Here is a 10,684-nt window from a genome sequence, read left to right as displayed (position 1 = left end):
GAAACGCCTTAGCGCCGATGATAGTGTGGCATTCGCCATGTGAAAGTAGGACACCGCCAGACGCCCCATTGCGAAGCCCAGCTCATACGAGCTGGGCTTTATGCATTTGCGCCGCCGGCGCCACAGCAAAGCCTCCCCATGGGAGGCTTTGGCGTTTCCAGAGTTCAGTAATAACTGACGACCAACTGGCCGCGCTGGCTGTTTTTGGGCGTGGCGATGCTGAAGCTGCGCTGGCTGTCGCTGCGATCCAGGTCGTAGCCGTTGGCGGCGGCCTGGCTGCTGGATTTTGCGTCGGCGTTGGCCCGTACGGGAAGGCTCTCGCCGTTGGCCGCGAGGGCCTGGATGTGGACTGGCGCTTTGCATTTGCCGACTTCCAGCCGGCTGGGGCCATTGAGGCGGCTGGGCGCGTCGAGCGCTATCGGACATTGGGCCTCGACGATGCGGCCGCTGAAGATGATGACGCCGCCGTCGGCCAGTGCGACCGACGACAGCAACAGGCAAGCCATGGCGGCAAGCGACGCTGTTTGTTTCATATGGATACCCCGTTTGATCGGATAAGCTTGTTCCCAACGGCTCTGGCGGCCGCTGTGGCGGTGTGGCTTTCTAGGTATAGGCGGTATCCAGTTTGATTCCAGCAAAAAATTAATATGTTAAAGCTGGGTTTAATAGTAAATATCTATAAAAATTACAAATCAGACGTTTATTGATTCAGTATTGTTTAAAGTTTGCACGGCAAAAGCCGCTCTCCGGTTCCGGATGAGCGGCTTTTTGCATTGGCGCGACCAGAAGGGCGGGCGCTCAGCAGGCCAGGCTGGCGCGTTGTTCCTGCTCCCGTTGGCGTTCCGTCTTGATGATTTTGTAGATCCACTGCAAGGAGACGCCGTAACGACGCGCCAGCTCGGCGTGGTTGCCGCCGGTGAATTCGCGGTAGATCTGCTGGTCGCGTTGGGAGGATTTATAGGACAGACCAATGGGGAAATAGATGTTCTGTCCGCCCCAGTGCTTGGCCATGCGTTCGGCGATTTCCTGGCCCAATTGCTCCGCTTGTTGCTGCTCGGTGTTGGCGAGCTGCTTCAGCGTCATGGCCACGTGTTGGGCCAGATCTACGAGCAGTTCCGGTCCTTTGCTGCGAAAGCGTGCTTGCATGGCGTTGTCCTTTTGCGGCGGTGTCGATGAAGGACATTATCGTCATCTTCGCGCGCGCGGCCTGGATGACGCGTGTCAGCGCCGGCTGGGAACGTCAGGCGGCCGCTTTTCTGTAAAGCGCGTTAAAAGACCGCCAGGACCCTGGTGGCGCATCCTTGCCCTCGTTCGATGGCCAGGCGCCGTCGGCAACCGTCATTGCGAGTGATCTCGCCTTTCTTCCCACGATGTCCAGGAGCCCGCCCGTGGCCAGCACTTCCCAAATCGTTGACGCGCTGTTGGCGCGTTTGCGCGGCGCTTTGCCGTCATTGAGCGTCGAGCATTGCGCCGCGCCGGCCGATTACCGGCTTGAACATCCGCAAGGCGCGCTCTTGTTGAGCTATCGCGGCAGCCAATTCGCCTTGCCGCGCGATGTGGCCGGCGTTTGCCAGCAGCGCACGCTGCAGCTGGAGTTGACGCTGCTGCTGCGGCGCGCCGGCGCGCAAGTCAACGATACGGAAGCGCTGGACGCGGCGCGGAGCGCCTGCCTGGGATTCCCCGCGCCGGATTGCCGACCCGTCTGCCTGTCGAGCGAAACTTTTTTGGGCTTAAGCGACGGCATCGCCCGTTACGTCATTTCGCTGGCCGCCGACACCTGGCAGGTGGCGGAGGCGGCCATTGGACATGAGCCTGTGTTAACCGCAGTCACTAAGGAGGAGCAATCATGAAGTACTTGTATTCCGGGCCGATCAGCGGCGTCACCCTGGCCGACGGCCAGGAAATCATGTTGTTTCCCGGCGCCGAGGTGGACATGCCGGAGCAGCACGATTACACCCGCATGCTGCTGGCTTTGCAGCACCTGAGCCCGCTGCCGGCCGCGGCGGAACCGATCTCCCCTAGCGCTGAACAAGGAGTTTGAGCATGGCAGCCAATTATCTGCATGGCGTGGAAACCATTGAAGTCGAACGCGGCGCGCGCCCGGTGCGCACCGTCAAATCGGCGGTGATCGGCCTGATCGGCACTGCGCCGTTGGCGCCGGAGGCGGCCAATACCCCGGTCTTGTGTTTGTCGGAAAAAGACGCGGCGGCCTTCGGTCCGCAACTGGCCGGCTTCACCATTCCGCAAGCGCTGAACGCGATCTACGATCACGGCGCCGGCACCGTGGTGGTGATCAATGTGCTGGACCCGGTGCTGCATAAGAGTTCGGTCCCCAGCGAGGTTGTGACGCTGGACGCGGCCACCGGCCAAGGCAAGACCGCCAAGGCAGCGTTGCTGAATGTGATGGTGAAGAGCGCGGACGGAGCCACGACTTATGTGCCCGGTATCGACTACCTGTTGGATGCGGTCAACGGCAAGATCACCCGTCTGAAAGACGGCGCCATCGCCGCCGGCGCGGGCCTGAAGGTCACTTACGATTATGCCGACCCGGCCAAGGTCACCGCCGCCGACATCATCGGCGCGGTCAACGCCGCCGGCAACCGCACCGGCTTGAAGGCGCTGCAAGACACCTATAACCGCTTCGGTTTCTTCGCCAAGCTGTTGATCGCGCCGGGCTTTTGCACCCAGAACTCGGTGGCCAGCGCCATGGTGGCCATGGCCGACAAGTTGGACGCCATCGCCTATGTCGACGCGCCCATCGGCACCAGTTTCGCCCAGGCGCAAGCCGGCCGCGGCCCGGCCGGCGGCATCAACTTCAACACCTCCAGCGACCGCGTGCGCCTGTGCTATCCGCACGTCAAGGTGTACGACCCGGCCACCAACGACACTCGCCTGGAGCCGCTGTCGGCCCGCGCCGCCGGCCTGCGCGCCAAGGTGGACAACGACAAGGGCTTCTGGTGGTCCAGCTCCAACCAGGAACTGGCCGGCGTCATCGGCGTGGAGCGCCAGCTGACCGCGATGATCGACGATCCGCAGTCCGAGGTGAACCTGTTGAACGAGCAGGGCATCACCACGGTGTTCTCCAGCTTTGGCTCCGGCTTCCGTCTGTGGGGCAACCGCACCGCCGCCTGGCCCACCGTCAGCCATATGCGCAACTTTGAGAACGTGCGCCGGACCGGCGATGTGATCAATGAGTCGATCCGCTATTTCAGCCAGCAGTTCATCGACATGCCGCTGAATCAGGCCACCATCGACGCGCTGGTGGAATCGGTGAACGGTTACGGCCGCAAGCTGATCGGCGACGGCGCGCTGCTGGGCTTCAAAGCCTGGTTCGACGCGGCGCGCAATCCGGAAACCGAGCTGGCCGCCGGCCACCTGCTGATCAGCTACAAGTACACGGTGCCGCCGCCGCTGGAACGTCTGACTTTTGAGACCGAGATCACCTCGGAATACCTGTTGAGCCTGAAGGGAGGCAATTGATCATGGCAGGCAAGATTGAAATCAACCGCATCACCAACGCCAACATCTACATCAACGGCAACTCGCTGCTGGGCCGCGCCGAGGAGGTCAAGCTGCCGGACGTGTCCGCCATCATGCAGGAGCATAAGGCGCTGGGCATGGTGGGCAAGATCGAACTGCCGGCCGGTTTCGACAAGCTGGAGGGCGATATCAAGTGGAACTCGCTGTACAAGGACGTGGCCAAGATCATCGCCAATCCGTTCCAGGCGGTGCAGTTGCAGGCCCGTTCCAGCATCGAGACCTACGGCGCGCAGGGCCGCCTGCAGCAGGTCAGCCTGGTGACCTTCCTCACCGTGATGTTCAAGAAGAACCCGCTGGGCACTTATAAACAGCATGAAAACGCCGATTTCAGCTCCTCCTTCTCCGCCACCTACATCAAGCAGGTAGTGGACGGCGAGGATGTGCTGGAGCTGGACTATCTGGCCAATATCTTCCGGGTGGGCGGCAACGACATGCTGGAACTGTATCGCCGCAACATCGGCGGCTGATGAAGGGCTGGCCGCCGGCCGGCTTGTCGACAAGCTCCCGTTTCCATGAAGGTGGGCCCGGCTTGGCCGGGTCCGCCGGAGCCGCGGCGATTCAGTTTGTAGGCAAGCTGGCTGGCGCTTTCAAGCCTTTCCCTAAAGGGCTTTAACAGACCCGCCGGGCCGTAAACCGGACAATGAAGTTCATCAACCACGTAGCCCGCGACCAAGGAGCTCCCATGAAGATCAAACTCAAATACCCGTTCACCAATGCCGCCGGCGAACGTTTGGACAGCCTGGAAATCAGCCGCCTGAAGCGCGCCGACCTCAAGGCCGCCAGCCATCACAGCCAGGACGACGCCGACCAGGAGGACTTTCTGTTCGCGCGCATGACCGGCCTGACTCTGGAAGACATCGACCAGCTCGACATCGCCGACAGCCGCGCGCTGGCGGACTGCTTTCGCGACATGGTGGGCGTCTCCGACGACGCTTAAAGACTTCGACGAAGCGCTGCTGACCGTGCTCGGCCTGCCGCCGTCGGAAATCGACGCGCTGGCGATGGACGACTACTGGTTTTGGTGCGAGGTGGCGGAGCGAGAGGTCCAGCGCCGTCACGAGCGCGAACAGCAGTAGCGGGATCGAGACTGATTTTTCCTGAGCCGCGCGTTCGCGCGGCCCGGGGCCGGCCCGTCCGTCAGGACGAGTGCCGGCCCCACCCTGAGCTGCCGGCCTTGGCCTGGCGGCCCTTCCTCCTCACTCTCACAGGCTAACACCATGGTAAGCGAGTTTTTCATCGGTCTTAAGGTGGGAGCGACGCTGTCCGGGGTCTTCGACAACGCCTTCCGCTCCGCCCGCGCCTCCTTGGACGAATTGGGCAAGACCAGCTTGCGCCTGCGCGACCGCCAGCGCGAGCTGAGCGACAGCGTGGAGCGTTCCCGCAAGGCTTTCGCCGCGCTGGATCTGCCGCAGTTGGAGCGCGACCACCACAAGCTGGAGCTGACGCTGGACCGTTTGCGTCAGCGGCACGACGCCTGGCTGGACAGCGTCAAACGCGGCAAGGGCGTCAAGCTCGCCCTGCCCGGCGTGTCTCAGGTCAGCGAACTGGTGGCCAAGTGCCGCGTCGAGCTGCAGGCCTCGGTGAAGGTCAAGGCGGTGATCGAAGTGGAGCAGCGGGTGCTGGAAAGCCAGGAGCGGCAAAAAGACGCCACCTGCAATCCTCGGCCGCCGACCTGCCCAAAACGGCCGACTCCCCGCGGCGACGGCGACGGCAAATCCAAAGACGCGCCTCCCGATCTCGAATCCACTCTCAAGCGTCTGCGCACGCCCGGCATCCAGCGATGGATAGGCGTGGCCGACGCTGTTCAGTTGTCCTCGCGCTGGCTGTCCGACGCCGCCGGCAAAACCCACGAAGTCTTATCCAAAGGCCTGGGCAATAAAGCGCTGCGCTATGTGCACGGCAAGCTCAACCCGCTGCTGGGCGGCAAGCTGCCCAGCGTGGACGCCATGCTCGGCGCGCTGGAAAGCACTCGAGACGCCGGCGACGCCATCGCCAAGGGCGCGGCCAGAGTGGGCCGGGCGCTGCGTCGTTACGCCGATGCGCCGGGCAGTGTGCTGGCCAAGATCGCCGCCGCCAGCGAGGCGCTGTTGAAAGAAGACGGCGCCAAGGCGGCCGCGCCGGGCAAGGCGGGAGGCGCGGGGGCCAAGGGCAAGGCCGGCGGCGGCAAGATCCGCTCCGCCATCCGCCTATTGCAAGGCCTGCCGGCGCCGGACGCCACGCCCTTGATCGAATTCAACGACAAGGTGGGCAGCATCAGCCGCGATGTGGCCAAGGCGGCCGGCACGGTGCACAAGACCTTGTCGCAGGGCATGGGCAATAAAGCGTTGCGCTATGTGCACGGCAAGCTCAATCCGCTGCTGGGCGGCAAGCTGCCCAGCGTGGAAAGCATACTCGGTTCGGTGAAAGCGCTGGAGGAAGGCGCAAGCAAGGCCGGCGAGATCAGCGACAAGGTAGGCAAATCGCTGCGCCGCTATCAGGACACCAAGGGCGGCTTGCTGAGCAAGCTGTGGGCCGCCGGCAGCGAATGGTTCAAGGAAGACAAGCCGGGCGCCACTCAGAGCCAGGCCGACAAGCCGGGCGACTGCATGGAGGCCAAGCCCGAGAAGTGCTGCTGCTGTTGCTGCCAGCCGGCCACGCGCGACATCGACAAGCCCGGCGACAGCATGGACCCGGATCGGGACGAGCGCCGCAAGAAAGAGCGCCGCGACAAGGAGAAAAAGGGCGACAGACGCGAGCGCGGCCGCAAGGAGCGGCGGCCCAGGCCCAAGCCACGGCCGAAGCCACAGCCCAGACCCAAACAGGGACCGCGTCCGCGGCGACTGCCCAAGGGGCGAGGCTTGCCTGGCGGGATCGGCGACCTGTTCCGCCGCGGCGCGGCCTTGGCCAAGGCCGGAATCAAAGGCTTGGGCAATGCGCTGAAGCAGGTGCCGGGCATGCTGCGTGGCGGTGTGCAGAAAACCGGGGATTGGCTCAAGAGCTTGCCGGGCAAGGCCAAGGCCGGCGCGCAGAGCGCGGGCAAGCTGGCCAGAGCGGCGGCCCAGCGGGCGGCGCCCTTGTTGAAGGCGGGGGTTGGCGTGGCCAAGGCCGGCCTCGGCATCGGCAAGGAAGTGTTCAAGCGCACCGGCGGCCTGCTCAAGGCCGGCATCGCCGGTTCGGTGATCACGGTGATGGAGGCCGGCCAGGAAGCCTGGAACGTCGGCAAGTCCAACCGCAGCCAGACAGAGAAGAACAAGGAGTACTGGAAGATAGGCGGCAAGGCCGGCGGCTCCATAGGCGGGGCGGCGATGGGCGCGGCCATCGGCAGCATGATCCTGCCCGGCGTCGGCACCCTGGTGGGCGGCGTCATCGGCCACTTCGCCGGCAAATACGCCGGGGAATGGGCCGGCGGCAAGGTGGGCAACGCCATCCACGGCGCGCCCATGCCCGGCAAGGCCAAGCCGCCGCCCGCCGCGCTGCCGCCTGCGGCCACCCAGCCGCCGTCGCGGCCGCCCAAGGTGGATTTCAGCAAGCCGGCGGGCAAGCGCGGCGGGGTCAGCGCGGAAGTGACGGCCAGCGTCTCGGTGTCCGCCCAGGCGGAAGTGCGCGCTCGGCAGCTGCAACGCCTGCAACAGGGCGGCGCGGCGGCCAAGGCGCCGGCCAAGAACGCCGGCGGCGGCATGAACGTCACCTTCGCGCCGCACATCACTGTCACCGCCGGCGCGGCGGCCACGGTGAAGCAGCAGGTGCAGCAGGCGGTGCAGCTGTCCTACGCCGAGTTCGAACGCCTGATGCGGCGCTACGAGGCGGACAGGCAACGGCGCAGTTACAGCGCCCGCGCTTGAGTCGCGGAGCCCGGCGCGCTCGCGCGCCGGGTTCTCTTTCCACCCATTCGGAGGGCAACCCATGTACGCGGTACTGGGCAATATCGAGTTTGATCTGATCAGTTATTTCGACGGCCTGGAACAGCGCAGCGGCAGCGACTTCGCCGAACACGGCCGCATCGGCGGCAAGCCGGTGCTGCAATTCGTCGGCGACAAGCTGGACGAAATCCGCATCGACCTGGTGCTGCACGCCGCCTACTGCCAGCCGGACGAGGAGCTGCAAAAGCTGCAGGCGGCGCGCCAGCAGCACCAAGCCTTGGCGTTTGTGCTGGGCAACGGCGACTACAAAGGCCGCTTCGTCATCGCCGAACTGCAAAGCACCGGTCGCCAGACCGACCGCAGCGGCAGCCTGCTGGCGGTGGAGGCCCAGCTCAGCCTGCGCGAGTTCGGCGGCGACGCTCCGCCCAAACCCAAGCCGGCGCTGGCCAAGGCCGCGGCCAGCCTGCCCGCGGGCAAGCTCAAACTGCCGGCAGGCTTGGAACGCTTCAAGGCCGACATCGCCGGCCTGGCCAAGACCGTGGCTCAAGTGAAAAGCGTGGTGGGCAAGGTCAAGACCGTGATCAACACCGCGCGCGAGCTGCGTCAGCTGGCCGGTCGCGACCCGGCCGCGGCTTTGGAAAAGCTGCCCGGCCTGCTCAAAGAGGTGCAGGCGGCGGCGCCCGGACTGCAAGTCAGCGCCGAGCAAATGGCCAAGTTCGAGCAATACAGCAAGCTGGCCGGCGACGCGGTGCGCGTGGGCCAGAGCCTGCAGCAGGCCAAGCTCAATATGACGGCGATGGGCCGGCTGCTGACAGGCACCCCGGCCGGCCAGGTGCTGGACAAGCTGGCCGCCTGCGAAGAAATCAACGGCCGCTCCGAAGTGGCCTTGCGCGAACTGGCCGAGCCGTTGGCAGGCCTGGCCGCCAAGGCCGCGGTGCGGCGCATCCTGAGGTGACGCCATGTTCCTGAACCATGTGACCCAAGAAAACGAACGCTGGGACCAGATCGCCTGGCGCTATTACGGCGATGTCGGCCAAATGGCCCAGCTGATCGCCAACAACGCCCACATCCCCATAGGCGAAACCCTGCCCGCCGGCCTGACCTTGGCCATTCCGGTGCTGGAGGCCGCGGACAGCGAGGCGCTGGAGCAATTGCCGCCGTGGAGGCGCTCATGAGCGGCAGCCGCGCGCAGGAGGTGCCGACGCCGGCCTTCGAACTCAGCTACAACGGCAAATCCATCACCGCGGACATTGCCCGTCACGCGCTCAGCGTCAGCTATACCGACCACCTGAGCGGCGAGTCCGACGAACTGGACGTGGAGTTGGAGGATGTGGACGGTCGCTGGCTGGACGGCTGGTATCCGGACAAAGGCGCCACGCTGGCGCTCAAACTGGGCTATCGCGGCGCGGCGCTGGTGGCGGCGGGGAGCTTCGACATCGACGAAGTGGAATACCGCTCGCCGCCGTCCACCGTGCGCATCCGCGCGCTGGCCACCGGCGTGCAGCATCCGCTGCGCACCAAGAACGGCCGCGCCTATGAACAGATCACCTTGCAAGCGCTGGCCCAGCGCCTCGCCAAGCGCCACCGGATGAAGCTGCAGGGCAAGATCGAGACGGTGAGCATCGACCGGCTGACCCAGTACCACGAAACCGATCTGCAATTCCTGCAGCGGGTGGCGGACCAGCACGGCTATGTCTGCAAGGTGATGGACAACAACCGCAAGCTGGTGTTTTGGAAGCGAAGCGATCTGATGCAGAGCCCCAGCGTGCGTCGCTACACCCCGGCCCAGCTGATGGCCTGGCAGGCGCAGGACCAGCTCAGCAAAGTGCCGGCTCAGGTGGACGTCAGCTATCACGATCCGGCCAAGCGCGCGCTGCGCACCGCCAGCGTGCGCGCCGACGCCAAGGCGCCGGGCGGCAAGGCCAGCAGCGCGGATATCGTCAAGCTCACCCGCAAGGCCGCCGGCAAGCGCCAGGCCGAGCAGATGGCCGCGGCGGAACTGGAACGTCGCCAGTTGGAGCGCACTCGCATGTCCATCACCGTGGACGGCTCACCGCAGCTGGCCGCCGGCAGCAATATCGATCTGGACGGTTTCGGCAAATTGTCCGGCCGTTACCAGATCCAGCGCGCCAGCCACCGCATCAGCCGCCAGGACGGCTATGTCTGCGAACTGGAACTGAAACGGGTGAGCGCCGGCGCGGCCCAAAACACAGCAAACGAGAGGAACAAGCCATGATGGACGTACCCCTGCCGGAAGCGTTGGCCACCCTCAAGTTCGGCAGCGTCTCCGCCGTGGATGCCAATACTCAGCGCGTGCGCGTGCGGCTGCCGGAACTGGGGCGGCTGCGCACCGCCTGGCTGCCGGTGCTCAGCCGCAAGAGCGGCCGCGACAAGGACTACTGGCTGCCGGACATCGGCGAACAAGTGGCGGTGTTGTTGGACGCCCGCGGCGAGGACGGCGTGGTGTTGGGCGCCATCTTCTCCTCCGCCGATCCGGTGCCGGTGGCCAGCGTCGATAAATGGCATCGCCGCTTCGCCGACGGCGCGATGCTGGAGTACGACCGCGCCGCCCATCAGCTCACCGTCAGCGGCGGGGTGCAAAAAGTAGTGGTGGAAGCCGGGGCGGAAATCGTCCTCAAGGCGGGCGCCAAGGTCAGCATAGACGCGCCGGCCACGGAAATCAGCGGCACCCTGCTGGTCAAGGGCCTGCTCACCTATCAGGGCGGCCTGAGCGGTTCCGGCGGCAGCGGCGCCAGCTTCTCCGGCAATATCAGCCAGAGCGGCGGCAGCTTCAACAACGCCGGCGGCGACGTGGTGGCCAGCGGCAAGAGCCTGGCCGGCCACGTGCATCCGGCGCCGGGCGGCATGACCGGCGGACCGGTGTAGGCGTCGCGTTTCGTCTAACCGCAGCGTTAACAAGCCAGCCCCGACGGAGAGAGCCGTCGGGGCTGGCTTGCGTCTTGAGGCAAGGCTGTCAGAGCAAGCGGTTCAACTCGCTGGCCGCGTTCACCTGCATCGCATGCAGCGGCTCCAGCATGAAGGCGAGATGGCTGCCGTGAGCCCCTGCGTCCTCGCCTTGCCACAGCAACTGCAGGGCCGCGCTCAGACTATTGTTGGCGGCTTCCAGCTCCATCAGGTGGCGGCTGGCGATCTGGCGGATGGATTGATGGCAGCGGCTCAACTCGTCTATCACCGCGTCCAGCATGCCCAGCTCCGCGTGTTGTTGGCGCAGCGTCTGCAATTGGGCGATGGCCTGTCCCAGCTGATAAGTGGGTTTGACTTCGTGGGCGGAGGGGAGGGAGGGG

At 65.2% G+C, this 10,684-nt stretch carries 13 protein-coding genes; 10 read left to right on the top strand and 3 right to left on the bottom strand.

Annotated features, from left to right (window positions below):
- Positions 1-164: 164 nt before the first annotated feature.
- Together HA052_RS26255 and HA052_RS26250 are read right to left on the bottom strand one after the other, a co-directional pair.
- Positions 165-533 (bottom strand): hypothetical protein, encoded by a 369-nt coding sequence (locus HA052_RS26255; RefSeq protein ID WP_166454298.1) that lies wholly within the window; start codon positions 531-533, stop codon positions 165-167.
- 265 nt (positions 534-798) lie between these two features.
- Positions 799-1,146, bottom strand: a complete 348-nt coding sequence (locus tag HA052_RS26250) for a Mor transcription activator family protein (RefSeq protein WP_081551297.1) — start codon at positions 1,144-1,146, stop codon at positions 799-801.
- A gap of 242 nt (positions 1,147-1,388) precedes the next feature.
- Here HA052_RS26250 and HA052_RS26245 point away from each other — a divergent pair, with 242 nt between their 5' ends.
- The 10 genes from HA052_RS26245 to HA052_RS26200 all read left to right on the top strand — a co-directional run bounded on the left by HA052_RS26245 (position 1,389) and on the right by HA052_RS26200 (position 10,265).
- Positions 1,389-1,850 carry a Gp37 family protein gene (locus HA052_RS26245; protein ID WP_166454297.1) on the top strand — a complete coding sequence of 154 codons (462 nt, stop codon included), beginning with the start codon at positions 1,389-1,391 and terminating at the stop codon, positions 1,848-1,850.
- Complete coding sequence (locus HA052_RS26240; RefSeq protein WP_166454296.1) at positions 1,847-2,041, top strand: hypothetical protein; 195 nt, start codon at positions 1,847-1,849, stop codon at positions 2,039-2,041. Before HA052_RS26245 ends, HA052_RS26240 begins: the two co-directional genes overlap by 4 nt.
- 2 nt (positions 2,042-2,043) lie before the next feature.
- Positions 2,044-3,480 (top strand): phage tail sheath subtilisin-like domain-containing protein, encoded by a 1,437-nt coding sequence (locus tag HA052_RS26235; RefSeq protein ID WP_081551291.1) that lies wholly within the window; start codon positions 2,044-2,046, stop codon positions 3,478-3,480.
- A 2-nt stretch (positions 3,481-3,482) separates the two neighbouring features.
- On the top strand, positions 3,483-4,007 hold the full coding sequence (locus tag HA052_RS26230) for a phage major tail tube protein (RefSeq protein WP_166454295.1): 525 nt from the start codon (positions 3,483-3,485) through the stop codon (positions 4,005-4,007).
- A gap of 215 nt (positions 4,008-4,222) precedes the next feature.
- Complete coding sequence (locus HA052_RS26225) at positions 4,223-4,477, top strand: phage tail assembly protein (protein WP_019101636.1); 255 nt, start codon at positions 4,223-4,225, stop codon at positions 4,475-4,477.
- Between the two features lie 280 nt (positions 4,478-4,757).
- A complete protein-coding gene (locus tag HA052_RS26220; RefSeq protein ID WP_166454294.1) occupies positions 4,758-7,361 on the top strand; it encodes a glycine zipper domain-containing protein in 2,604 nt (867 codons plus the stop codon).
- A gap of 61 nt (positions 7,362-7,422) precedes the next feature.
- On the top strand, positions 7,423-8,334 hold the full coding sequence (locus tag HA052_RS26215; protein WP_166454293.1) for a phage tail protein: 912 nt from the start codon (positions 7,423-7,425) through the stop codon (positions 8,332-8,334).
- Positions 8,335-8,338: 4 nt separating this feature from the next.
- Complete coding sequence (locus HA052_RS26210) at positions 8,339-8,554, top strand: tail protein X (RefSeq protein ID WP_043639107.1); 216 nt, start codon at positions 8,339-8,341, stop codon at positions 8,552-8,554.
- Entirely contained in the window at positions 8,551-9,615 is a 1,065-nt protein-coding gene (locus tag HA052_RS26205; RefSeq protein WP_206119066.1) for a phage late control D family protein, read from the top strand. Before HA052_RS26210 ends, HA052_RS26205 begins: the two co-directional genes overlap by 4 nt.
- Positions 9,612-10,265 (top strand): phage baseplate assembly protein V, encoded by a 654-nt coding sequence (locus HA052_RS26200; protein ID WP_240937584.1) that lies wholly within the window; start codon positions 9,612-9,614, stop codon positions 10,263-10,265. Before HA052_RS26205 ends, HA052_RS26200 begins: the two co-directional genes overlap by 4 nt.
- 88 nt (positions 10,266-10,353) lie before the next feature.
- On the opposite strand, the gene HA052_RS26195 is transcribed toward HA052_RS26200, so the two are convergent.
- Positions 10,354-10,684 (bottom strand): hypothetical protein (locus tag HA052_RS26195; protein ID WP_166454291.1); only part of this gene is annotated, 331 nt, incomplete at its 5' end.

Origin of the sequence: Chromobacterium fluminis, assembly GCF_011602385.1 — a bacterium.
Classification (GTDB): domain Bacteria; phylum Pseudomonadota; class Gammaproteobacteria; order Burkholderiales; family Chromobacteriaceae; genus Chromobacterium; species Chromobacterium fluminis.
Note: the sequence above shows the minus strand (reverse complement) of the source record. Positions and strands in the feature narration are given on the sequence as shown.

What these genes read in the sequence shown, in the direction of transcription:
- HA052_RS26255 (WP_166454298.1), bottom strand. Translation starts at nt 533, where the DNA reads ATGAAACAAACAGCGTCGCTTGCCGCCATGGCTTGCCTGTTGCTGTCG.
- HA052_RS26250 (WP_081551297.1), bottom strand. Translation starts at nt 1,146, where the DNA reads ATGCAAGCACGCTTTCGCAGCAAAGGACCGGAACTGCTCGTAGATCTG.
- HA052_RS26240 (WP_166454296.1), top strand. Translation starts at nt 1,847, where the DNA reads ATGAAGTACTTGTATTCCGGGCCGATCAGCGGCGTCACCCTGGCCGAC.
- HA052_RS26235 (WP_081551291.1), top strand. Translation starts at nt 2,044, where the DNA reads ATGGCAGCCAATTATCTGCATGGCGTGGAAACCATTGAAGTCGAACGC.
- HA052_RS26230 (WP_166454295.1), top strand. Translation starts at nt 3,483, where the DNA reads ATGGCAGGCAAGATTGAAATCAACCGCATCACCAACGCCAACATCTAC.
- HA052_RS26225 (WP_019101636.1), top strand. Translation starts at nt 4,223, where the DNA reads ATGAAGATCAAACTCAAATACCCGTTCACCAATGCCGCCGGCGAACGT.
- HA052_RS26220 (WP_166454294.1), top strand. Translation starts at nt 4,758, where the DNA reads ATGGTAAGCGAGTTTTTCATCGGTCTTAAGGTGGGAGCGACGCTGTCC.
- HA052_RS26215 (WP_166454293.1), top strand. Translation starts at nt 7,423, where the DNA reads ATGTACGCGGTACTGGGCAATATCGAGTTTGATCTGATCAGTTATTTC.
- HA052_RS26210 (WP_043639107.1), top strand. Translation starts at nt 8,339, where the DNA reads ATGTTCCTGAACCATGTGACCCAAGAAAACGAACGCTGGGACCAGATC.
- HA052_RS26205 (WP_206119066.1), top strand. Translation starts at nt 8,551, where the DNA reads ATGAGCGGCAGCCGCGCGCAGGAGGTGCCGACGCCGGCCTTCGAACTC.
- HA052_RS26200 (WP_240937584.1), top strand. Translation starts at nt 9,612, where the DNA reads ATGATGGACGTACCCCTGCCGGAAGCGTTGGCCACCCTCAAGTTCGGC.